18 protein-coding genes are annotated in these 22,329 nt (G+C 72.9%); 8 read left to right on the forward strand and 10 right to left on the reverse strand.

Translation table 11 applies throughout. The annotated features are described in order from the left end of the window. Positions 1–57: 57 nt before the first annotated feature. On the forward strand, positions 58–1,923 hold the full coding sequence (locus tag OG948_RS05420; RefSeq protein WP_406294261.1) for a hypothetical protein: 1,866 nt from the start codon (positions 58–60) through the stop codon (positions 1,921–1,923). A gap of 154 nt (positions 1,924–2,077) precedes the next feature. Here the strand turns inward: OG948_RS05420 and OG948_RS05425 are convergent, their stop codons facing one another. Further along, positions 2,078–2,752, reverse strand: a complete 675-nt coding sequence (locus OG948_RS05425; protein ID WP_406294263.1) for an SDR family oxidoreductase — start codon at positions 2,750–2,752, stop codon at positions 2,078–2,080. A 199-nt stretch (positions 2,753–2,951) separates the two neighbouring features. Between OG948_RS05425 and OG948_RS05430 the strand changes: the two genes are divergently transcribed. Next, complete coding sequence (locus OG948_RS05430; protein WP_406294264.1) at positions 2,952–4,853, forward strand: hypothetical protein; 1,902 nt, start codon at positions 2,952–2,954, stop codon at positions 4,851–4,853. A gap of 76 nt (positions 4,854–4,929) precedes the next feature. Here OG948_RS05430 and pheT read toward each other — a convergent pair whose 3' ends face one another. The 7 genes from pheT to infC all read right to left on the reverse strand — a co-directional run bounded on the left by pheT (position 4,930) and on the right by infC (position 12,280). Continuing rightward, entirely contained in the window at positions 4,930–7,437 is a 2,508-nt protein-coding gene (gene pheT, locus OG948_RS05435) for a phenylalanine--tRNA ligase subunit beta (protein WP_406294266.1), read from the reverse strand. Continuing rightward, positions 7,437–8,558 (reverse strand): phenylalanine--tRNA ligase subunit alpha, encoded by a 1,122-nt coding sequence (gene pheS, locus OG948_RS05440; RefSeq protein ID WP_406294267.1) that lies wholly within the window; start codon positions 8,556–8,558, stop codon positions 7,437–7,439. The genes pheT and pheS overlap by 1 nt, the downstream gene beginning before the upstream one ends. 147 nt (positions 8,559–8,705) lie before the next feature. Further along, positions 8,706–9,755 carry an ATP-binding protein gene (locus tag OG948_RS05445; protein ID WP_406294268.1) on the reverse strand — a complete coding sequence of 350 codons (1,050 nt, stop codon included), beginning with the start codon at positions 9,753–9,755 and terminating at the stop codon, positions 8,706–8,708. A gap of 136 nt (positions 9,756–9,891) precedes the next feature. After that, on the reverse strand, positions 9,892–10,740 hold the full coding sequence (locus OG948_RS05450; protein WP_406294269.1) for a TrmH family RNA methyltransferase: 849 nt from the start codon (positions 10,738–10,740) through the stop codon (positions 9,892–9,894). A gap of 73 nt (positions 10,741–10,813) precedes the next feature. After that, positions 10,814–11,206, reverse strand: coding sequence for a 50S ribosomal protein L20 (rplT, locus tag OG948_RS05455; protein ID WP_020552013.1), 393 nt, complete (start codon positions 11,204–11,206; stop codon positions 10,814–10,816). Between the two features lie 117 nt (positions 11,207–11,323). After that, positions 11,324–11,518 (reverse strand): 50S ribosomal protein L35, encoded by a 195-nt coding sequence (gene rpmI, locus OG948_RS05460; RefSeq protein WP_020552014.1) that lies wholly within the window; start codon positions 11,516–11,518, stop codon positions 11,324–11,326. A gap of 96 nt (positions 11,519–11,614) precedes the next feature. Continuing rightward, positions 11,615–12,280: a translation initiation factor IF-3 gene (infC, locus tag OG948_RS05465; protein ID WP_406294270.1), complete on the reverse strand. Its 666-nt coding sequence runs from the start codon at positions 12,278–12,280 to the stop codon at positions 11,615–11,617. A gap of 418 nt (positions 12,281–12,698) precedes the next feature. On the opposite strand from infC, the gene OG948_RS05470 reads away from it, so the two are divergent. Beyond that, positions 12,699–13,091 carry a DUF1844 domain-containing protein gene (locus tag OG948_RS05470; RefSeq protein WP_406294272.1) on the forward strand — a complete coding sequence of 131 codons (393 nt, stop codon included), beginning with the start codon at positions 12,699–12,701 and terminating at the stop codon, positions 13,089–13,091. 602 nt (positions 13,092–13,693) lie between these two features. On the opposite strand, the gene OG948_RS05475 is transcribed toward OG948_RS05470, so the two are convergent. Next, a complete protein-coding gene (locus OG948_RS05475; protein ID WP_395872094.1) occupies positions 13,694–14,431 on the reverse strand; it encodes an SseB family protein in 738 nt (245 codons plus the stop codon). Positions 14,432–15,000: 569 nt separating this feature from the next. Continuing rightward, complete coding sequence (locus OG948_RS05480; protein WP_406294274.1) at positions 15,001–16,518, reverse strand: carboxyl transferase domain-containing protein; 1,518 nt, start codon at positions 16,516–16,518, stop codon at positions 15,001–15,003. A 100-nt stretch (positions 16,519–16,618) separates the two neighbouring features. On the opposite strand from OG948_RS05480, the gene OG948_RS05485 reads away from it, so the two are divergent. From OG948_RS05485 to OG948_RS05505, 5 genes are all read left to right on the forward strand, one after another. After that, complete coding sequence (locus OG948_RS05485) at positions 16,619–17,869, forward strand: amino acid deaminase/aldolase (protein ID WP_406294275.1); 1,251 nt, start codon at positions 16,619–16,621, stop codon at positions 17,867–17,869. Between the two features lie 218 nt (positions 17,870–18,087). Beyond that, positions 18,088–18,462: an STAS domain-containing protein gene (locus OG948_RS05490; protein ID WP_020552020.1), complete on the forward strand. Its 375-nt coding sequence runs from the start codon at positions 18,088–18,090 to the stop codon at positions 18,460–18,462. Between the two features lie 40 nt (positions 18,463–18,502). After that, positions 18,503–19,444, forward strand: coding sequence for a 5'-3' exonuclease H3TH domain-containing protein (locus tag OG948_RS05495; protein ID WP_406294276.1), 942 nt, complete (start codon positions 18,503–18,505; stop codon positions 19,442–19,444). A 151-nt stretch (positions 19,445–19,595) separates the two neighbouring features. Further along, positions 19,596–20,324 carry a hypothetical protein gene (locus OG948_RS05500; protein ID WP_406294277.1) on the forward strand — a complete coding sequence of 243 codons (729 nt, stop codon included), beginning with the start codon at positions 19,596–19,598 and terminating at the stop codon, positions 20,322–20,324. A gap of 242 nt (positions 20,325–20,566) precedes the next feature. Next, positions 20,567–22,324 carry a sigma-70 family RNA polymerase sigma factor gene (locus tag OG948_RS05505; protein WP_406294278.1) on the forward strand — a complete coding sequence of 586 codons (1,758 nt, stop codon included), beginning with the start codon at positions 20,567–20,569 and terminating at the stop codon, positions 22,322–22,324. Positions 22,325–22,329 lie beyond the last annotated feature (5 nt).

Below are 22,329 nucleotides of genomic sequence, written 5' to 3' on the forward strand. Positions count from 1 at the left end.
GATCATCAGTGGTTATGGTGTGGTCGGCCGGCCCGCCCCGACTGGAGTCAACGAACCATGAGCCTCGTGAGTGTGCTGTCCGGGCGCTCGCGCTCCGGGCGACCGTCCGATCCGCCCGTGGACGGCCCGCGGCCCCGCGGCGTCGCCCGCTGGAACACCGCGATGGTGCTGGCTCCCGCACTGATCGTGCTGATCATGGGGTGGCACCGCCGCTGGATCAGCGACGACGGCCTGATCTTCACCCGCACGGTCCGCCAGATCCTGGCCGGCCACGGCCCCGTGTTCAACGTGGGCGAACGCGCCGAGGCGTCCACGAGCACGCTGTGGCAGTGGATCCTGGTCCTGGCCTCGTGGATCACCCAAACGGACGTCGGCCGGCTCGCGGTCTATCTGGGCCTGCTGTGCACCACCGCCGGCTACGCGCTCGCCCTGCACGCCACCCGCCGGCTGTACACCCGCACCGAGGACACCCCCTGGCTGGTGCCGTTCGGCGTGCTCGCGCTGCTCGCGCTGCCGCCGGTGTGGGACTTCGCCACCTCGGGCCTGGAGACCGGCCTGACCACGCTGTGGACGGCCGGCTGCTGGTGGCTGCTGGTCCGGCTGCCGCACGACCGGCGCGCCCGGGTCGAGTACGCCCTGGCCTTCCTGGCCGGCCTCGGCCCGATGGTGCGCCCCGACCTGGCCATCGCCGGCCTCGGCTTCCTGATCGCGCTCGCCGTCGTCCGCCGCCCCCGGGTGCTGCGGGTCCTGGCCCTGCTCGGCACCGCGTTCACCCTGCCGCTGCTGTACGAGATCTTCCGGATGGGCTACTACGGCGTCGTACTGCCGCTGCCCGCCGTCACCAAGGAGGCCTCCGCGGCCGACTGGTCCCGGGGCTGGGACTACGTCCACGACCTGACCGAGCCGTACCACCTGTGGATCCCGGCCGTCGTGCTGGCGGCCGTCGTGCTCGGCCGACTCGCGCCGCGCCTGAGCGACCCCGCGGGCCTGCCCGGGCGCCTGCGCACGATCGACCGCGCCGCCTGGAACCGGTTCACCGTCTTCGCGGTGCCGGTCCTGTGCGGCCTGGCGATGCTGCTCTACGTGGTGCGCGTCGGCGGCGACTTCATGCACGCCCGGATGTTGCTGCCCGGACTGTTCATGCTGCTCCTGCCGATCCTGATGGTCCCCGCGAACCGACTCGCGGTACCCGCCGCCACGGTGCTCGTCGGCTGGGCCCTGATCTGCGCGATCACCTTCCGGGTGCCCTACGACGGCATCGGCCCGCGCGGCGTCGCCGACGAACGCGCCTTCTACGTCGGCGCGCTCAACGTCGCCAACCCGGTCACCGCGTACTCCTACGTGGCCAACTACCCACGCTTCCCCTCCGCCGCGAACGCCGCCCGCGCCGACCACACGCACGTGATCGTCTACCCCTGGTACGACAGCTTCTACGTCACCGCGCTCAACCCGAACCTGCCCGCCCCGGTCGCCACGGTGTGGGCCAACCTGGGCATGAACGGCGCCAACACCCCGCTCGACGGCGTCTCGGTGGACATCCTGGGCCTGGCGTATCCGCTCGCCGCCCACGTCGAACTCACCACCCGGGGCCGCCCAGGGCACGAGAAGGAAATCGACATCGCCTGGGTCTTCGCCCAGTACGCCTCCCCCGACGCCGTCCTGCCCCCGGGCATCGACCCGATCCGGGTCAAGGCCGCCCGCTACGCCCTGACCTGTGGCGACGCCAACCGGGGCAAACTCAAGGAACTCCAGGACTCGGTCCACGAACCGATGTCCTGGAGCCGCTTCAAAAAGAACTTCACCGGCGCCTTCGACCGCACCTCGTTCCGCTTCCCCAACAACCCGATCACCGCCGCCAAGGAAATCTGCGGCATAGACGTCCTCGCCAAGGACGTCCTCCCCAAAGACAAACCCGACCGCTGACCAACCCAGCCCGTCCGGCGCTTGAGGACACTCGCCACAGGCGCCCGCCAACCGCAACCACCGCACCTCGCGCGCACCAATCCAGCCCGTCCGGCGCTTGAGGACACACTCGACGACAAACGGCCATCGGGCCGGCCACGGCCCGAAGGCCGGCTCACCCCCGGGACCGGACAGTCACATCGTTGATCCGCGAATCCTGCGGCAGCAACAGCGCCGACACGACAACCCCCGCGACGGTCCCGGGATCGCTGTACCGCTCGCTCTCGAACGCCCCACCCTCCTGCTCCCGCACCCCACGCTGCATCGGCGTCGCGGTCCGCCCCGGATACACGCTGGTCACCCGCAGCAGCGGCTCCTCCTCCCGCAGCCCGTCGGCCAACGCCTTCAACGCGTGCTTGCTCGCCGCGTACGCCGCCCAGCCCGGATTGGTCCGCAACCCCGCACCGCTGTTGAGCAGCACCACATCGCCGTGCCCGCGCCGCAACGCCGGCAGCAGCACGCGCGTAACCTCCGCCACCGCGACCACGTTGACGGTCAATGTGCGTGACCACACGGCCGAGGCCGTCTCCGCCACCGTGCCCAGATCCGCGATGCCCGCGCTGTGCACCAGGCCCGCGAACGTCTCCTCGGCGATCGGCGCCAGCGCGTCCACGATCGTCTCGGGGCGCTCCAGGTCCGCGACCACGGTCCGCACCCCGGGCCCGGCCACCTCCGCGGCCCGCGCCTGCGACCGCACGATCGCGACCAGGTCGTGGCCGTCCTCGCGCAACCGGCGGGCGATCTCCGCACCGATACCACTGCCGGCACCGGTAACCACGTAAGTGCTCATCCCGCCACCCTACGAGGTGCGCGAGCACCGGGACCGACGACCACATGCGGCCCACCCCTGCCCCATTCGGCCCCACCGGCCCCGCCCGTCCCTCACCCGGCCCTCGCCCGGCCCGCCCGGCACGACCGCCCTCACCCGCCCGACCGGCCCCGCGCGGCCCCACGCCGCCCCGCCCCACCCCGACTGGAGCCCGCCGACGATGACGCTGACCACCACCCTGCCCGGACAGGGCCCACCGCCCACCGACCCCGCCGACCCGGGCCCCGACCGCACCCGGCGCCTGGCCGCCCGCTGGAACGTGGCGATGGTGCTGCTGCCCGCCGCGTTCCTCGCCGTATGGGGCGGCCAACGCAGCTGGCTGTGCGACGACGGTCTGATCTTCACCCGCACGGTCCGCCAGATCCTGGCCGGCAACGGCCCCGTGTTCAACCCCGGAGAGCGCGCCGAGGCGGCCACCAGCACCCTGTGGCAGTGGCTCCTGGTCGCCGGCACCGAACTCACCGGCCAGGATCCCGCCCCGCTGGCCGTGCGCCTGGGCCTGCTGTGCAGCGTGATCGGCTGGTTCCTGGCCGCCGACGCCGGCCGCCGACTGCACCTGCCCCGATCCGACGCCGCGTTCCTGCTCCCGTGCGGCGCGCTCGTCCTGCTCGCGCTGCCGCCGGTGTGGGACTTCGCCACCTCCGGCCTGGAGACCGGCCTGACCACGCTGTGGACCGCCGGCTGCTGGTGGCTGCTGGTGCATCTCGCCCGCGACCCGCGCAGCCACACCGCCCACGCCCTGGCCCTGCTCGCCGGCCTGGGCCCGATGGTGCGCCCCGACCTGGCCATCGCCGGCCTCGGCTTCCTGATCGCCCTCGCCCTCGTACACCGCCCCCGACCGGCACGCGCGCTCGCCCTGCTCGGCACCGCCGGCGCACTCCCGCTGGCGTACGAGATCTTCCGGATGGGCTACTACGGCGTCCTGCTCCCGCTGCCCGCGATCACCAAGGAGGCCTCCGCCGCCGACTGGTCCCGGGGCTGGGCCTACGTGCACGATCTGGCCGACCCCTACCACCTGTGGCTGCCCGTGCTGATCCTCGCCGCGTCCGTCACAGCCGCTGCCGCACTCGCGGTCGCGGTCGGAGCAGCAGCCACCGCGAGCCGCCCACGCCCGCCGACCCCCGCCCGGTCCGCCCCGGACACCCGCACCCGACTACGCGTCCTGTACGCGGTACCGATCCTGTCCGGCCTGACCATGCTGCTCTACGTGGTCCGTGTAGGCGGCGACTTCATGCACGGCCGGATGTTGCTGCCCGGACTGTTCGTGCTGCTCCTGCCGATCCTGATGGTCCCCGCGAACCGCATCGCGGTACCCGCCGTGAGCGCCCTGGCCGTCTGGTCACTGCTGACCGCGATCGCCTTCCGAGTGCCCTACACCGGCATCGGCCCCGGCGGCGTCGCCGACGAACGCGGCTTCTACACCTCGGTCCTGGGCGTCGCCAATCCGGTCACCGCCGACGTCTTCATCGACCGCTTCCCCGGCTTCCCCACCATGATCCGGGGCCCGCGCCCGGGATATCGCCACACCCTGGTCGACCGGTCCCCGACGCATTCCTTCGTGGTCCCGCTGCGGCCGGACCTGAACGCGTCGATCGTGGCGATGTGGCCCTCGCTGGGCATGAACGGCGCGGCCACCCCGATCACCGGGATCGCGCTCGACGACCTGGGCCTGGCCTACCCGCTCGCCGCGCACATCCACCTGACCACCCGCGGCCGCCCCGGCCACGAGAAGCGGATCGACCCGGCCTGGGTGCTCGCCGAGTACGCCGACCCGGCCGCACCCGCGCCGCCGGGCATCGACCCGATCCGGATCGCCGCCGCGCGCTACACGCTCACCTGCGGCACTGCCGACCGGGGCCGACTCAAGGAACTGCGCGACTCGGTGCGCGCGCCGATGTCCTGGCGACGCTTCGCCGCCAACCTCGCCGGCGCGCCGGCACGCACGGCCTTCCGCTTCCCCAACGACCCGATCGTGGCCGCCCGGCAGATCTGCGGCGTCGACGTACTGGCTCCGGGCGTCCTGCCCACCGAACCGACCCCGGCCCCGGTGCCGCTGCCCTGACACGGGTGCGGCCCGCACACCCGAAGGTGTGCGGGCCGCTTCCGAGCCACGCCGAGAGACGACGAACGCGAAGGCGTCACGCCCCGCGCAACACCGCTCCGGTACGCTCCGCCGCGAGCGCCACCGCCGCGTCGCGCGCGACCGTGGCCTCCTCGACCGTGAGCGTGCGATCCGGCGCCCGGAACCGCAGCGCGTAGGCCAGCGACTTGCCGCCCTCGGCGATCTGCGCGCCGGTGTACACATCGAACAGCCGGACCGACTCGAGCAGTTCGCCCGCGCCCTCGACCAGCGCGGCCTCGACCGCGGCGGCGGGCACCGCGGCGTCCACGACCAGCGCGACGTCCTGCGTGGCCACCGGGTACGACGAGATGTGCCCGGCCTGCGGCACGTACTCGCCGTCGAGGTCGGCGGTCAGCAGGTCCAGGTCCAACTCCATCGCGCCGACCCGCTCGGGCAGGTGCAGCGTCTTGACCACCCGCGGATGCAGCTCGCCCGCGTGCCCCACGACCCGCTCGGTCCCGTCCGGCGCGGTCACCACGAGCGCCGCGCAGCGCCCGGGATGCCACGGCTCGTGCTGATCCTGACGCACCGTCAGCTCAACCCCGACGGCGTCCGCGACCACGCGTGCCGCCTCGACCGCGTCCGCCCAGACCTGCGGCCGACCCGGGCCCCACCAACCGGAGCGCTCCCGCTCGCCGGCCAGCACCACCGCGACCCGCTGCGGCTGGTGCGGCAACGCCGCCTCCAGCCGAGCCAGTTCCTCGTCCGTGGGTCGCCGATCCACCGCGAGCACGGGCGCCACCGGAGTCGAGGCGTTCGGCCGGAAGACCACGCCCGACTCGAACAGCGCCGGATCGCCGTTGCCGCGCCCGAGGTTGCGACGCAGCGTCCCGAGCAGCCCCGGCAGCAGCGTCGTGCGCAGCGCCGGCTCCTCCTCGGAGATCGGATTGACCAGCACCACGGTGCGCCGCCGCGCGTCGTCCTCGGACAACCCGAGGTCGTCGAACGCGCTCTGCCCCAGGAACGGGTAGTTGAGCACCTCGGTGTAGCCCGCGCCCGCGAGCGCGCGCCCGAGCCGACGCCGGCGCCGCTGGTCGACGGTCAGCCCGCGACCGGCCGGCACCTGCGGCAGCGTGGAGGGCACCTGCTCGTAGCCCTCCAGCCGGATCACCTCTTCGGCCAGGTCGTTCGGGTCGGTCAGGTCGGGCCGCCAGGTCGGCGGCACCACGGTCAGCTCGTCGATCCCCTCGACCGAACAGCCCACCTCCTGCAACCGCTGCGCGACCGTCTCGCGCGGGTACGCGACACCCGCGACCTTCGCCGCGTGGTCCGCCGCGAGCACGATCCGCACCACCTCGCGCGGCGCGTCCACCTCGGTCACGCCCGCCTCGGCCTGGGCCCGCTCGCCGCCCAGCGCGGCCAGCAGGTCCACCGCGCGCTGCGCCGCGGCCCGGGCCGCCTCGGGGTCCACCCCGCGCTCGAACCGGCGCGACGCCTCCGAGCCCAGCTTGTGCCGACGCGCGGTGCGCGCGATGGCCACCGGGTCGAAGTGCGCGGCCTCGATCACGATATCGGCCGTGTCCTCGCCGATCTCGGTGCTCTCGCCGCCCATCACACCCGCGAGACCGATCGGCCCCCGGTTGTCACAGATCAGCAGGTCCTCGCGGTCCAGCCGGCGCTCGGCGTCGTCGAGCGTGGTCAGCGTCTCGCCCTCGAGCGCGCGACGCACCACGATCGGGCCCTGCAACCGGGCCCGGTCGTAGGCGTGCAGCGGCTGACCCAGTTCGAGCATCACGTAGTTGGTGACGTCCACGACCAGCGAGATCGGCCGCATGCCGCTCATCTGCACCCGCCGCTGCAACCACAGCGGGGACGGCGCCTCGGGGTCGATGCCGACCACGGTGCGCGCGACGAACCGGTCGCAGCCGGCCGGGTCCTCGACCAGGACCGGGTAGCCGTACCCGTTCGCGTCCGGCACGTCCAGCAGCGCCGGGTCGCGCAGCGGCTGCCCGTAGGCGATCGCCGCCTCGCGGGCGACGCCGCGCATCGACAGGCAGTAGCCCCGGTCCGGGGTCACCGCGATGTCGAGCACCTCGTCGACCAGGCCCAGCAGTTCGATCGCGTCCGCGCCGACCTGCGCCTCGATCGGCAGCACGATGATGCCGTCGTGGTCGTCGCCCATGCCCAGCTCGCGGGCCGAGCAGATCATCCCGCGCGAGACGTGACCGTAGGTCTTGCGCTCGGCGATCTCGAACGGACCGGGCAGCACACCGCCCGGCAGGATCACCACGACCTTGTCGTCGACCTCGAAGTTGCGCGCGCCGCAGACGATCTCCTGCGGCTCACCGGTGCCGTTGGCGTCGCCGACGTCGACCTTGCAGAACCGGATCGGCTTCTTGAAGCCCTCCAGCTCCTCGATCTCCAGCACCCGGCCGACCACGAGCGGACCCTTGAGGTCCGCGCCCAGCCGCTCGACCGTCTCGACCTCCAGGCCCAGCGCCACGAGCTTGTCGGCGACATCGCGCCCGGACTCGCCGGCGGGGAGGTCGACGTACTCCCGCAGCCACGAAAGCGGGACCCGCATCAGATCTCCATCCCGAACGGAAGGGTGAACCGGACGTCACCCTCGACCATGTCTCGCATGTCCTCGACGTTGTGCCGGAACATCAGCGCGCGCTCCAGGCCCACGCCGAACGCGAACCCGCTGTACACCTCGGGGTCGATGCCGCACGCGATCAGCACGCGCGGGTTGACCATGCCGCAGCCGCCCCACTCGATCCAGCCCTCGGACCGGCAGGTCCGGCACGGGTGCTCGGGGTCGCCCACCGAGGCGCCGCGACACACGAAGCACTTGAGGTCGAGCTCGGCGGAGGGCTCGGTGAACGGGAAGTACGACGGGCGCAGCCGGGTGACGATGCCCTCGCCGAACATCGCCTCGACGAAGTGGTCGAGGGTGCCCTTGAGGTCGCCCATGGTCAGGCCCTTGTCCACGGCCAGACCCTCGATCTGCCCGAAGACCGGGGTGTGCGTGGCGTCCAGCTCGTCGGTGCGGTAGACCCGGCCCGGACAGATCACGTAGATCGGCGGGGTACGGGTCAGCATCGTGCGGATCTGCACGGGCGAGGTGTGCGTGCGCAGCACCACCCCGGAGTCCGCCGAGCCGTCCTCGGCGCGCACGAAGAAGGTGTCCTGCATGGTCCGCGCGGGGTGGTCCGGCAGGATGTTGAGGGCGTCGAAGTTGTACCACTCCGCCTCGACCTGCGGGCCCTCGGCGACCTCGTAGCCCATCGCGACGAAGAGGTCCTCGATCCGCTCGGACAGCGTGGTCAGCGGGTGCCGGGCGCCGCGCGGGACGCGGTCCCACGGCAGCGTGACGTCGACCGCCTCCTCGACCAGCACGCGCGCGTCGCGCTCGGCCTCCAGCTCGACCTGACGCTGCTCCAGGGCCTTCTTCACCGCACCGCGCGCCTGGCCGACACGCTTGCCGGCCTCGGCCTTGGCCTGCGGGGGGAGTGCGCCGATCTCGCGGTTGGCGAGCGCCAGCGGCGAGCGGTCGCCGGTGTGCGCGACCTTCGCCTCCTGCAACTCGGCGAGGTCGCCCGCGGCGGCGACCGCCGCGAGCGCCGCGTCGCGGGCCCGCTCGACTTCCTCTGGTTTCAACGCCTCGACCTCGACCGGGTCGTACGACTTGTTCGGTGCCGACATCTGTGTCCAGTGCTCCTGTGGGGGATCCGCCGGTGGTGGAGGCGGCAATGACGTCCTACGACGTCCGCGCTCCGAGTTTACTGACGCCTGATCGGCGTGCGTGTGTCGGCCGAACCGCGACGACGTGTGGTGGAGCGTCCCGCGTTGCTACAGCAGGACGTCCGGCATCGCGGCCGGCAGGGTAAATCGAAATCGGGCCCCGCCGCACTCGGCGCGATCCACGCCGATGGTGCCCGCGTGCGCCTGCACCAAGCCCTTGACGATGTACAGCCCCAGGCCGGTGCCACCGCGGCGGTTTCCGCGCCAGAAACGGGTGAAGACACGGTCGAGGAGTTCGTCCGGGATACCCGGGCCCTCGTCGCTCACCGTGATCTCCGTCCCGTGCGCACCGGGCGCGGACCCGATGGAGACCGCGCGCATCTCGATGGTGACGGTTCCCGCGCCGTGGCGCACCGCGTTTTCCAGCAGGTTGCCGAGGATCTGGTCGAGCTTGTCGGCGTCCAGCCACATGCTCGGCAGCGGCCCGTCCACCACGAGCACGAAGCGCTCGTCGGGCAGGCCGTTGCACTCCATCGCGCGCAGGTGCCGGTGCACCGCCTCCTCCATGTCCACGACCTGGCGGTTCAGTTGCAGCCGGCCGGCGTCGATCCGGGAGATGTCCAGGAGTTCGGTGATCAGCCGGGTGACCCGGTCCGCGTCCGCGTCGACCGTCTCCAGCATCAGCCGCTTCTGCTCGTCGGTGAACCGCTCCCACTTGGCCAGCAGGGTCGCGGTGAAGCCCTTGACCGAGGTCAGCGGCGAACGCAGTTCGTGCGCGACGGTGGCGATCAGATCGGAGTGGCCACGCTCGATCCGCCTGCGCGCGTCGGTGCAGCGCAGCGACACCACGAGCTTGGCCAGCGGGCTGTGCGGCCCATCGGCGCGCACGAAGGACGCGGTGACCAGGATCTCCCGGCCGGCCAGGAGCAGATTGCGCTCCGGCTGCCGGGTCCGGGTGCCCAGACCGCCGTACGGGTCGGTGCACACCCACCAACGCCTGCCCTCGAGGTCCTCCAGCGGCAGCGCGTCCGCGATGTGTTTGCCGAGCGCGTCCTCGGGACGCGTCCCGGTGATCCGGGCGGCGGCGGTGTTGAACGTCACCACCATGCCGTTCTCGTCCGCGATCACCAGGCCGTCGGGCAGCATGTCGGCGTCCATCGGCCCCCTTCCCGTTTCGGGCCCGAGGGAGTTCCGGGCCGGACACACTATCCCAACGCGCGACGTGCCGTCCGGATGCGCCGGACGCAACGGTCTCGTTCCCCCACGACCGGTGGTCAAGCCGGATACGTCGGGGTCATCGCTCGCTTCGCGCCCCGGATCGGCAACCCCCGCGCCCGCGTTGCGCGCGAGCGGACGCGTACAGACACACGGCCGCGGCGGTCGCCAGGTTCAAACTCTCGGCCCGCCCGTGGATCGGGACTCGCACCACGGCGTCGGCCAGCGCCCGGGTCTCCTCGGGCAACCCCCACGCCTCGTTGCCGAATATCCACGCGGTGGGCCCGCTCAGCCCGCCCGCGTCCAACTCGCCGTCCAGGTCCGCGTCCCCGGCGCCGTCGGCGGCCAGGATCCGCAGCCCGGCGGCACGCAGCGCGGCCACGGTGTCCTCGATCCGGGCACCGGTGACCACGGGAAGGTGGAAGAGGCTGCCCACGGAGGCGCGCACGGCCTTGGGGTTGTACGGGTCCACCGACGCGTCGGTGAGCACCACGGCCTCGGCGCCGGCCGCGTCGGCCGCGCGCAGCACGGTGCCGGCGTTGCCGGGGTCGCGCACGTTGGCGAGGACCGCGACCAGCTCCGGCCGCGCGGCCATCGCGCTCTCCAGCGGTACGTCCACGAACCGGCACAGCGCGACCACGCCCTGCGGCGTCACGGTCTGACTGATCGCCGCGACCACCTCGTCGGTGGCGGTGAACACCGGGACCCGGGCGGCGGAAGCGCCCGCGACCAGATCGGGGTAGCGCTCGGCCACCTCGAGGGTGATGTACAACTCGCGCAGCGTCCCGGACAGGGCCACGGCCTCGCGGACCGCCTGCGGCCCCTCGGCCAGGAACAGCCGCTCACGGGCCCGGAAAGCACGTTTGGCGAGCCGCCGGGCCGCCGCCACTCGGGGTGATCGGGTGGACGTCAGCTCGGGGCTCGCCATCGCGTTACCGTTCTCTGCTCTCGGCCTGTAACGACGTAAGAAGTACTGCGACATCGACGACGTGAGTCGACGATCAGGCCGCGGCGTCTTCCTTCTTCGCGTTGACATCGGCCGGGAGGGCCTTCTGCGCTACCTCGACGAGGGCGGCGAACGCCGGGGCGTCGTTGACCGCGAGCTCGGCGAGCATCTTGCGGTCGATCTCCACACCGGCGGCCTTGAGGCCCTGCACGAAGCGGTTGTAGGTCATCCCGTTCAGGCGGGCAGCGGCGTTGATGCGCTGGATCCAGAGCTGACGGAAGTCCCCCTTCCGCTTCTTGCGGTCGTTGTAGTTGTAGACCATGGAGTGGGTGACCTGCTCCTTGGCCTTCCTGTACAGACGGGACCGCTGGCCGCGGTAGCCGGACGCCCGCTCGAGGATGACGCGGCGCTTCTTGTGGGCGTTGACTGACCGCTTGACGCGTGCCACTTGATGAACTCCTTGATGTCAGACCGCGGTGTGTCGACCGCGGCCCGGGTAAGTCTGGGACCGTCGCCGGTCGCCGACCGGTGGGTTCTCGTCAGCCGGTGCGACGACTGCTGCCTACTACTTCTTGAGCAGCTTCTTGATCTTCTTGGCGTCGGCCGGGGCCACCTCGACGACACCGGCGAGACGCCGGGTCACGGTCGAGGGCTTGTGTTCGAGAAGGTGACGGCGACCCGCACGCTGACGCAGCACCTTGCCGGAGCCGGTGATACGGAAGCGCTTGCTGGCACCGCTGTGGGTCTTGTTCTTCGGCATGTCGCCGCAGTCTCCTCGTCGTGCCGCACCCGCCCGGTGGTGACCGGGCAGGCACAGGTGTGTTTGCAAATCGGGCGCGGGGCGACCCGTTCCGGGTCAGACCTGCTCTTCGGCCTTCGGCTCCGCGTCGCTCGCGACGGGGGCCTCGGTGACCGGAGCGGCCTCGGCCGGGGCGGCTTCGGGAGCGTCCGCGGTTTCCGTCTCGTCGGGGTGATCGTCCCCGGACTCGACGGCCACACGGCGCGCGTCCTTGCGGGCCGCCTGGGCCTCACGGGCCTCGGCCATGGCCTCGGTCTTCTTCTTGTGCGGGCCGAGAACCATGATCATGTTGCGGCCGTCCTGCTTCGGGTTCGACTCGATGAACCCGAGGTCCTGGACGTCCGTCGCGAGGCGCTGCAGCAGTCGGTAACCCAACTCGGGCCGGGACTGCTCGCGACCACGGAACATGATCGTGATCTTGACCTTGTCGCCCTGCTTCAGGAACCGCTCGACGTGACCCTTCTTGGTGTCATAGTCGTGCGGGTCGATCTTCGGCCGGAGCTTCATCTCCTTGATGACCGTGTGCGCCTGGTTCTTGCGCGCTTCACGGGCCTTCATGGCCGACTCGTACTTGAACTTGCCGTAGTCCATGAGCTTGCAGACCGGCGGCCGGGCGTTGGCCGCGACCTCGACGAGGTCGAGGTCGTACTCCTGGGCAAGTTCCATGGCCTTGGCCAGCGGGACGATTCCGACCTGCTCGCCGCCAGGACCAACGAGTCGCACCTCGGGGACGCGAATCCGGTCGTTGATGCGGGGCTCGGCGCTGATGGGGCCTCCTCATACCTGAAGCGACCGCGGGCGAAGCGGCCACATGTGTCTCGGTGTAACTTCCCCCCGAGCCAGGTTCTCCGTGAAGCCATCCAGGCAACGCGAAAAAGCCTCGCACGGTTGCATGCGAGGCTCCACCACCGGCTGACGAAGCCGCCCACAGGGCGACGAACGTGGAACGGACGCACACGAAGTGCGTCGCACCGGACCGGTACCCGTCGTCCGTGAGGTCGATCGGGTGGGAGACGGAGCCTCCGCTTGCAGGCCGGGCATGCAGATGCCCGGTCGGTCGATACATCACTCTACCACTGGCTGGAACATGGCGAAGGGCCCCGTTGTTCCCCGATTCCGGGGCATACCCGAGACTGGGCACATGAGCGAGAGCGCCCCACTTACGTCACCCGGCCACACCGACGACTTCGCCGGCCACCCCGACCGGGTCGAGACCATGACCCGGGACATCGCGGACGTGCCGGCCGTCGAGGTCATCACCACCTTGTCCGTGCACCTGATGAGCGCGGCGGCGGTCAAACTGGGCCTGGCCGAGGACGGCGAGGCGCACAAGGACCTCGACGAGGCGCGCAAGCTGATCACCGCCCTCGCGGGCCTGGTCACCGCCGCGGCCCCCGAGGTCGGCTCCTACCACGCGGGCCCGCTGCGCGACGGCCTCAAGACCCTGCAACTCGCCTTCCGCGAGGCCTCCACCCACCCGGACCAGGCAGGCAAGGGCCCCGGCGAAAAACTCACCGGCCCGGTCCACACCTGACCTCCCCCACCCCGCGCCGGCCCACCCCACCCGGCGCGGGGACACCCCACCCAGCCCGATCGGCATGGGACACCCAACCCCGCCGGCACGGCGACACCCATCCAGCCCACCCGGCGCGGGGGCGCCCCACCCAGCCCGTCCGGACCAAACCACTCAGCCCGTCCGGCGCTTGAGGACAAGCAGGCCGCAGCCCGACCCACCCCCGACGGACGCGAAGCAACCGCACCCGGCCGCGACCGACCCGGCCCGGCCACCGCGGGGCACCCCTGGCCACGGGCAACCCCTCCAGCGGATCCGGGCCATCCCATCCAGCCCGTCCGGCGTTTGAGGACAAGCAGGCCGCAGGCCCACCGCACCCGACCGACGCGAAGCAACCCCGCCGGTCCGGGCCGACCCACTCAGCCCGACCGCCACGGAAACGAACGATCCAGCCGGTCCGGACCAAACCACTCAGCCCGTCCGGCGCTTGAGGACAAGCAGGCCGCAGGCCGACCCACCCCCGACGGACGCGAAGCAACCGCGCCCGGCCGCGACCGACCCGGCCCGGCGCGCACGCGGAGCAACTCCGGCCGGGCAACCCGGCCGGAGGCCCCCGCCCGGGTTCATCGTGCGAAGAGTGGTTCCACGTCGAGGGCGCTGCCGGGAGGCAACATCGCCAGATCCAGGCCGCGATCCAGACGCGCCCGCACCACGTCGTCCTCGGCCAACCGCCCCACGATGCGCCGCGCCGCCTCGGTGACCTCGGTCGGCGCCGCGGCCGCGACCAGGCTCAGCGTCAACTCGTGGCCGCCGCCCTCGGTCAGGTACACCGCCGAGACCGCGACCTCCTCGGCGACCGCCGCCCGTACCGCGCCCAGGATGTCCGGATCCCGGTGCGGCGCCACGTGCGCGCGCCCCTCGGCCACCGCCCGCAGCCGACTCCCGGTGAGCTCGTACGGGTGCGGCCCGGCCAGATCCAGGAGCAGCGTGTCCGCCTCCTCCGCGTACGCGGCGTGCGCGGCGCGCGCGGCCTCGACCGGAATCGGCCGGGCATCCGAGCGCCAGCGCGCCAACGCCGCCACCGAGGTGAACGCGGGCAGCGCCCGGCGCCCGTCCGGCCCCTGGATCGTGGGCACCGCCATGTCGCTGGACTTCTCCCGGCGCAGCTCCCCCGGCGCGACGTCCTCCTCCTCGGTCAGGATCGCCACGACCGGTACCAGGAGCCGCGCCCGGCACAGCGCCCGCGAGACCGCCTCGTCGTCCACCTCCCGAGCCGCCAGGGCCTCGGCCAGCGCCGGGTCCGCGCTGCCGTCGTCATCGGGAAAACCGGTATCGGGAATGCTCTTGCCGCTGAAATCCACCCGTCGACTGTAGACCCGCCCCCACCACCCCACACCCCACCGCGCCCCCACCCCGCCGACACGCGCCCCCCACGCCCAACCCCAGGCGCGTCAGCGCCCCCGACCCCCGCCCACCCCAGTGATCGACGCGCGAAGCGCGGAGAGCGGCGGAGCCGCAAGCGTGGGCTTCGTGGCCCGGAGCGAAGCGCAGGGACACGAAGCCCCGAGCGAGGCGCCGCTTTTTCTTGGAGGAGCTTGCGGGGGAAAGAAAAAGCGGCGCCTCGCGAGCCGGCGACAAAGTCGCCCAACAAAGGAGCATCGCGGGCCGGCGACCACTGCCCGACCCGCGACCCCCCTTCCGAGGTTCGGCTCACCCGGACCGGGCCCGACCCGCGACGGCGCGATCGAGCCGTCGCGGTCCCGGGAGTCCGGGCGAGGCGCCGGGCCGAAGCCGGCCCGTCCTGGCCCGTGCTCGGACGGGTCGGGCTGTAGCCGGTCCGGTTCCCGAACCGGGTTCAGCGTAGAAACCGGCGGGACTTGCCGTCCGGGACTCCCAGCACACTCATCCATTCGAGTGACATCCGCATCACTCAGGAGAGGCCGAGCCGCCGATAGCGGAGCATACGCGCGGCCAGCCGCTCGTCCGGGTCCAGGACCCGCAGCGTGCTCAGCTCGTGCTCGAGCACGGCCGCGACCCGACGCACGAACGCCTCGGGTTCCTCGGCCGCGTCCGGGTCCTCGGGCACCACGCGGTCCACGATGCCGTCACGCAGCAGATCGGCGGAGCGGATGCCCTGCCGCCCGGCGATCTCCGCGGCCCGCTCGGTGCCCCGGTACAGGATCGCCGCCGCGCCCTCCGGCGGCAGCGGCGACAACCACGCGTGCCGCGCGCAGATCACCCGATCCGCGGGCAACAACGCGAGCGCGCCGCCGCCGGACCCCTGACCCAGCAGAAGGCACACCGTCGGCGCGGGCAGCAGGACCAACTCGGCCAGGCAGCGGGCGATCTCGCCCGCCAACCCACCCTCCTCGGCCTCGCGCGAGAGCGCGGCGCCGGCGGTGTCCACCACGGTCACCAGCGGCAGGCCCAACTCGCCGGCCAGTCGCATGCCCCGCCGGGCCTGGCGCAGCCCGGCCGGGCCGAACGGGCCGTGTTCGCTCTGCCGAGTGCGGTCCTGGCCCAGCACCACGCACGGCGCACCGGGACCGGCACCGACCCCGAACCGGGCCAGCACCAGGCGCAGCGCCGGTTCGCTCTCCCCCTCGCCGGTCCCGCGCAGCGGGGTGACCGAGCGCGCGCCGTGCCGCAGCAGCGCGCGCAGTCCCGGGCGACGCGGGTCGCGCGAGCGCCGCACCGAGGTCCAGGCCGGCACGTCGGGCAGCGGTTCGGCACGGACCTCGGGCGGCGGCCCGGGCGGCACACTGCCCGGGCCGAGAACGTCGAAGACCTTGATCGCGACCCGGCGCAGCTCGTCCGGCGGCACGACCGCGTCGATCAGGCCGTGCTCGTACAGGTTCTCCGCGACCTGCACCCCGTCGGGGAACGGGCGTTCGTGCAGCGCCTCGTACACGCGCGGGCCCAGGAAGCCGATCAGCGCGCCGGGTTGCGCGGCGGTGACATGGCCGAGCGAACCCCAGGAGGCGAACACCCCGCCGGTGGTGGGGTGGCGCAGGTAGACGAGGTACGGCAGGCCCGCCGCGCGGTGTGCGGCCACCGCCGCGGAGATCTTGACCATCTGCAGGAACGCGACGGTGCCCTCCTGCATGCGGGTACCGCCGGAGGTGGGCGAGGCGACCAGCGGCAGGCCCTCGGCGGTGGCGCGCTCCACCGCGAGGGTGAGCCGTTCGGCGCCCGCGACGCCGATCGAGCCGGCCAGGAAGTCGAACTCGCACGCGGCCACCGCAACCCGGCGCCCATGGATCCGGCCCTCCCCCGTGACCAGTGCCTCGTCCAGGCCGGTGCGCGCGCGGGCCGCCGCCAACTCGACCGCGTACGCCGGATCCGGCGCGGCTAGCGGGGGCAGCGGGTCGTTCCAGGCGGTGAAGGAGCCCGGATCCAGGACACGGTCGATCAGATCCAGGGCCCGCACGCGCTCGGGATGACTCATGCGGTCAAGCTAACCCACCGCCGATGGCGTCCGACGGATGTGACCGTGCGGTCGGCGCCGAGTCCTACCGGTCGGTACGTCGATCTGGCAGGCTGCGGGAATGGCCCCTCTCACCGCCGCACCCCCCGTGTCCGCTTCCGCCCCGTCGCCCACCGTCGGCGCCGACCGGGCCCGCTACGACAAGGCCACCGCCCACCTGGACGCGCCGTTCGCCGTCGTGGACCTGGCCGCCTACCGGGCCAACGCGGCGGATCTGGTGCGCCGCGCGGCCGGCACCCCGGTGCGGGTGGCGAGCAAGTCGGTGCGCTGCCTGCCGCTGCTGCGCGAGGTGCTGGAACTGGACGGCTACCGCGGCGTGATGGCGTTCACCCTGCCCGAGGGTCTGTGGCTGGCGAGCGAGGGGCTCACCGACATCCTGGTGGCCTACCCCTCCACGGACCGCGCGGCGTATCGCCGGCTGGCGGCCGACGCCGAGGCCGCCGCGAGGGTGACGATCATGATCGACGACCCGGCCCAGCTCGACCTGATCGAGCGCGCGATCGCGGATGTGCGGCCCCGGAACGAGCTGCGGGTGTGCGTGGACATCGACACCTCGTGGCAACTCCTGGGCGGCCGCGTGCACATCGGCGCGCACCGCTCGCCGCTGCACACGCCGGAGCAGGTGGTCGCGGTCGCCGAGGCGGTCACCCGGCGGCCGGGTTTCCGGCTGGTGGGACTGATGGCGTACGAGGCGCACATCGCCGGCGTCGGGGACGCGCCCGAGGGCCGCGCGCTCTACGGGCGGATCCTGCGCGCGATGCAGGCGAAGGCCGGTGCCGAACTGAGCCGGCGACGCGCGGACATCGTGCGCGCGGTGCGTGCGATCGCGCCGCTGGAGTTCGTCAACGGCGGCGGCACCGGCAGCGTGGAGCGCACCTCGGCGGAGTCCGCGATCACCGAGGTCGCGGCCGGCTCCGGGCTCTTCCAGCCGCGCCTGTTCGACCACTACACCGCGTTCCGCGGACGGCCCGCCGCGCTGTTCGCACTGCCCGTGGTGCGCCGTCCCGGACACGGCTGCGTGAGCGTGCTCGGCGGCGGCTACCCGGCCTCCGGAGTGCCCGCGGCCGACCGGCTGCCCCAGCCGTACCTGCCGCAGGGCCTGTCGTACCAGCCGCAGGAGGCGGCGGGCGAGGTGCAGACCCCGCTGCGCGGGCCGGCGGCGGACGACCTGCGGATCGGCGACTCGGTGTGGTTCCGACACGCCAAGGCGGGCGAACTGTGCGAGCGCTTCGACGCGTTGCACCTGATCGACGGCGACCGGGTGGTGCGCACGGTGCCCACCTACCGCGGCGAGGGACACACCTTTTTGTGACCGCGAGACCGGGCGGCGAGGGCCGGCGGCGGGCGCGCGGGCGGGGTCGACGGCGGGGACCGACCGGCCCTTAACCGGACAAGACCCACCCGTTCGGCCCACCGCGCGAAAAACGACCCGTTGAGGGGCTGTCCGCCACCACCGCGGATGGCCCACAATGCCCATTGCCGGCGCCGTATCGGCGCGGCAGTACGTCCGGCCGCTGAAAGGTCGCAGCCATGATCGCGCGCTTGGGCACGCTCGGGCAGGAACATCCCGTCACCGGGGTGACGATCTGGCGCGGCTGTGCGGTCGTCCACCTGGCCGGCGAACTCGACCTGCACAACGCCCCGCTCCTGCACCGCACCCTGATCGAGCTGATCGACGGCGGTTGTCGGCGGGTGGTCGTGGACGCCACCGGGTTGAACTTCTGCGACTCGGTCGGACTGGGCGTGCTGATAGACGCGTTCAAGTCGATGCACGCCTTCTCCGGTGAACTGCGCCTGGCCGCGCCGGACCGCAACGTCCGCGCGACGCTGCGGATGACCGGCCTGATCGACGTGCTCGGGGTGCGGGACACCCTGCAGGAAGTACTCGACGAGTTCGCCGACTGAAGTCCGGTCGCGCTCGGCCCCGGCGTCGGTCGGGTGCGGCATGATCGGGCACGTGACTGAACGTCTGATGCTCCTCGACACCGCGTCCCTGTACTTCCGCGCCTACTTCGGCGTCCCGGAATCGGTCAAGGCTCCCGACGGCACACCGGTCAACGCCGTGCGCGGCCTGGTCGACTTCGTCACGCGCCTGGTCGAGGACCGGCGGCCCACCCGACTGGTGGCGTGCATGGACGCGGACTGGCGACCGCAGTTCCGGGTGGACGCGATCCCCACGTACAAGGCGCACCGGGTCGCCGAGGCGGCCGGACCGGACGAGGAGGAGATCCCGGACACGCTCGCCCCGCAGGTGCCGGTGATCGAACAGGTGCTGGACGCGCTGGGCATCCCGCGCGTGGGCGTGCCCGGCTTCGAGGCGGACGACGTGATCGCCACACTGGCCGAGCGGGCCGGGATCGCGGTGGACATCGTCACCGGCGACCGGGACCTGTTCCAACTCGTCGACGACGCACGGGCGATCCGGGTGTTGTACACGGTCAAGGGCGTGGCCGCGCACGAGGTGATCGACGAGGCCGCCGTGCTGGCCCGCTACGGCGTGCCCGCGTCGGCCTACGCCGACTTCGCCACGCTGCGCGGCGACGCCAGCGACGGCCTGCCGGGGGTCAAGGGCATCGGGGACAAGACCGCGGCGCAGTTGATCACCGAGTACGGCGATCTGGCCGGCGTGCGCGCGGCCGCGGCCGACCCGGCGGCCAAGCTGACCCCGGCGCGCCGGGCCCGGATCCTGGAGGCGGGCGACTATCTGGACGTGGCCCCGGGCGTGGTGCGGGTGGTGCGGGACGTGCCGCTGCCGCCGCCGGCCGGGTGGGATCGGCCGCTGCCCACCGAGCCGGCCGACCCGGTCGCGCTCGAGGAACTGCGCCGGCGCTGGGGCCTGAGCGGCCCGGTGCATCGGTTGCTCGACGTGCTCGCCCCCCGGCGCTGAAGCCCGGTATCTCCGCCCAAGGACGGCGGTCGGCCACTCGAAAGGGTCGCTCCCGAACGCGCCGGGCGCACGATCGACGATGTGACCCAGGTCACATCGGAAAGTTGCACGGAATCTGTCACGTTTGCCGTGAAGACGTGTCTCCCCAGGCATGCGTACCGAGTGTGACACCACGATTACCACCCAACCCGACCGCGACCGGCTCCGAGGCGAGTGGCAGCGCGTGACCCTGCGGGCCGGCTGGCCCGCCCGGGTCGCCTGGCACAGCGACGCCGTCGAGCAATGCCTGGACGCCTTCGTCCGCAACGGCCACGCGCACACCGCGTGCCTGGCCCTGGCCCGGGACCGGGCCGCCGCCGAAATCCCGCTGGACGTGGCGCTGGCCGAACTGGACGCGCTGTTCCTGTGCGGCCTCGCGCACAGCGCGCCCGGCGCGCTGGTGCAGGCCTACCTGAGCACCCGCGCCCGGGCCAACCCGCCCGGCACCCTGCCCCCCGGCACCGACCCGATCACCGAACTGCCCTCGGCCGCGCTGCTCCAGCAGCGACTGGCCCAGCGCGCCGCCGCCGGCGAGCACGTACGGATCGTGGTGGTGCGCCTGGAGGTCCCCGAATCGCTGCTGTGGGGCCACCTGCGGCACCTCCTGCTCACCGCCCGGCACCTGGAACGCGCCCTCGGCGACCTGGCCTACGCGGTGCCGCCCGGGCGACTGATGGCCCTACTCGACGGCGACGACCCGGAACTGCCGGACCGCCTGGACCGGTTGTGCCGCGCACCCGTGGACCCGCTGGACGGCCCCGGCGGGGTCCCCGGCGGCGCTCCGCGCATGCCCCGTTCGAGCGTGCGTCTGACCACCGCGCCGGGCACGACGGGTCGGTAGCACACCATGAACCACCCCTTCGTACGTTCGTTCGTCACCCGAATGACGCAGCGTCACCCCCACTGCGGCCCCTCGATCGGCACGGGCGCGGACAGCCTGCCCCCGCGCTCGTGCCGCACCACCCGCGCCGGAGCGCACTCCGGGTGCCTTGAAGAGCCCCATCGCTTCTGGACAGACCGTGGCCGGATGGTCACGATGCTGTCCGGACGATCGGGTACGGCACGGGATCAAGGGGGCAATCGGTGGCACGCGAGGACGACGCGGCGACCCCGGACCCCAGCGGCGACGGGAACGGCGCCGCCGAGGCCACCGGCTCCGGCGCGCGTCCCCCGTTCGTCCCCGGCCAGCGCGGCGTGCATCACCCTCGGGTGTACGACGGCGACCTCGGGCCCGAGCCGGCCGCAACCCAATCGGCCCAGCCCTGGTCGCCCGACCCCGCAGCGCCCCACCCCTTCGCGACCGAACCGCGCGGCGACCGCGTCGGCCCACCGCCGAACGCCGATGCCGGCCGAGCTCCGGTGTACGACGGCCCCCCGGACGGCGAACTCGCCGACCTGGTGCGCGCCGGCGACGGCGACGCCTACGGCCTGCTCTACCAACGGCACGTGGGCTCCATCCGCCGCTTCGCGCGCACCTGCACCCGCACCCCCGAGGCCGCCGACGACCTGTGCGCCGAGGCGTTCGCCCGCACGCTCCAGGCACTGCGCTCGGGCCAGGGGCCGAAGGAGGCGTTCCGGGCCTACCTGCTCACCACCGTGCGCCACGTCGCCGGCGACTGGACCAGGAGCGACCGCCGCGAATGGCTCACCGAGGACTTCACCGTCTTCGAGTCCGCCTGGGAGAACCAGGACCGCGTGGTGAAGGCCGACGACGCGCGGCTCGCGCTCCAGGCCTTCCAGGACCTCCCCGAGCGGTCCCGCATGGTGCTGTGGCACGTGGACATCGAGGGCGAGCAGGCCGTCCAGGTCGCCCCGCTGGTCGGCGAGAACCCGGACAACGTCCGCAAGATCCTGGAACGGGCCCGCCAGGAACTGCGCGACAACTACTTCGTGGCGTTCGCCACCGGCGGCGTCAAGGACGAGAACTGCAAGAAGTTCACCCGGCACTACGGCCGGCACATCCGCAACCGGATGGACTCCGAGAAGCGCCGCGAGAGCATCGACGCGCACCTGAAGAAGTGCAGCCGGTGCAACGAGACCTACGCGGAGATGGTCGACGTCCGCGACCGGTACGGGCCGATCGCGCTGGCACTGATCGGCATCACCGCGCCGATCTTCCTCAGCGGCACCGCCGTGGCCGCGGGCACCGCCGCCGCGGCCACGGCGGTGGCCGGCGGGATGGGCCTGGCGGTCGGCGCCACCGGCGCGGGCGGCGTCGCGAGCGGGGTCGCCGCGGGTGCCGCCGCGGCCGGCGGCGCGGCGACGGGCGCGGGCGTGGGCGCCGCCGCGGCCAAGGGCGCCGGGCAGGCCGGGCAGACCGCCGGCCGCTCGTCGTTGATCGCGGGCGGCGTGGTGGTGGCCGTCGCGGTCGCCGCGTTCGCCCTGGTGGACACCGACAAGCCCAAACCGAAACGCCCTGCCCCGCCGGTCGCCGCCTCCGCCCCCGCCCCGCTGCCCCCGCCGACCCCCACCACCGAGACCCGCCCCCCGCAGCCCTCGCCGCCCAAGCCGGAGGTCGAGGCACCCGCGCCGACCCCGCCGCCCGCGGCCGCTCCGTCGACCCGCCCCGAGCCCACCGGGTACCCGCCGACCAAGCCCGCCCCGACCCGGGTCAAGCCGACCCGGTCCGGACCGACCCTGGTCGCCGACAACAAGGAGTTCCGCGCCGACGACAACAAGGTCGGCTTCAAGTGCGACAACCGCGACGGCAAGTGGTGCGAGAACCCGACGATCACCGTGCCCAGCGCACTGGCCGCGCCACTGATGCCACCGGGCTCGACCGCCGAATGCGCCGAGATCAAGGGGAAGAACGGGTCGCACTACACCCTGTGCCGACGCTGACCGGC

Source organism: Embleya sp. NBC_00888, assembly GCF_045207655.1.
GTDB lineage: Bacteria > Actinomycetota > Actinomycetes > Streptomycetales > Streptomycetaceae > Embleya.

Excerpts from the sequence above, each read along its gene's own strand:
- OG948_RS05500 (WP_406294277.1), top strand. The coding sequence starts at position 19,596 with ATGCGTACCGAGTGTGACACCACGATTACCACCCAACCCGACCGCGAC.
- OG948_RS05480 (WP_406294274.1), bottom strand. The coding sequence starts at position 16,518 with ATGAGTCATCCCGAGCGCGTGCGGGCCCTGGATCTGATCGACCGTGTC.
- rpmI (WP_020552014.1), bottom strand. The coding sequence starts at position 11,518 with ATGCCGAAGAACAAGACCCACAGCGGTGCCAGCAAGCGCTTCCGTATC.
- OG948_RS05445 (WP_406294268.1), bottom strand. The coding sequence starts at position 9,755 with ATGGACGCCGACATGCTGCCCGACGGCCTGGTGATCGCGGACGAGAAC.
- OG948_RS05470 (WP_406294272.1), top strand. The coding sequence starts at position 12,699 with ATGAGCGAGAGCGCCCCACTTACGTCACCCGGCCACACCGACGACTTC.
- OG948_RS05420 (WP_406294261.1), top strand. The coding sequence starts at position 58 with ATGAGCCTCGTGAGTGTGCTGTCCGGGCGCTCGCGCTCCGGGCGACCG.
- OG948_RS05450 (WP_406294269.1), bottom strand. The coding sequence starts at position 10,740 with ATGGCGAGCCCCGAGCTGACGTCCACCCGATCACCCCGAGTGGCGGCG.
- OG948_RS05490 (WP_020552020.1), top strand. The coding sequence starts at position 18,088 with ATGATCGCGCGCTTGGGCACGCTCGGGCAGGAACATCCCGTCACCGGG.
- OG948_RS05485 (WP_406294275.1), top strand. The coding sequence starts at position 16,619 with ATGGCCCCTCTCACCGCCGCACCCCCCGTGTCCGCTTCCGCCCCGTCG.
- OG948_RS05430 (WP_406294264.1), top strand. The coding sequence starts at position 2,952 with ATGACGCTGACCACCACCCTGCCCGGACAGGGCCCACCGCCCACCGAC.
- OG948_RS05495 (WP_406294276.1), top strand. The coding sequence starts at position 18,503 with ATGATCGGGCACGTGACTGAACGTCTGATGCTCCTCGACACCGCGTCC.
- pheS (WP_406294267.1), bottom strand. The coding sequence starts at position 8,558 with ATGTCGGCACCGAACAAGTCGTACGACCCGGTCGAGGTCGAGGCGTTG.
- OG948_RS05425 (WP_406294263.1), bottom strand. The coding sequence starts at position 2,752 with ATGAGCACTTACGTGGTTACCGGTGCCGGCAGTGGTATCGGTGCGGAG.
- pheT (WP_406294266.1), bottom strand. The coding sequence starts at position 7,437 with ATGCGGGTCCCGCTTTCGTGGCTGCGGGAGTACGTCGACCTCCCCGCC.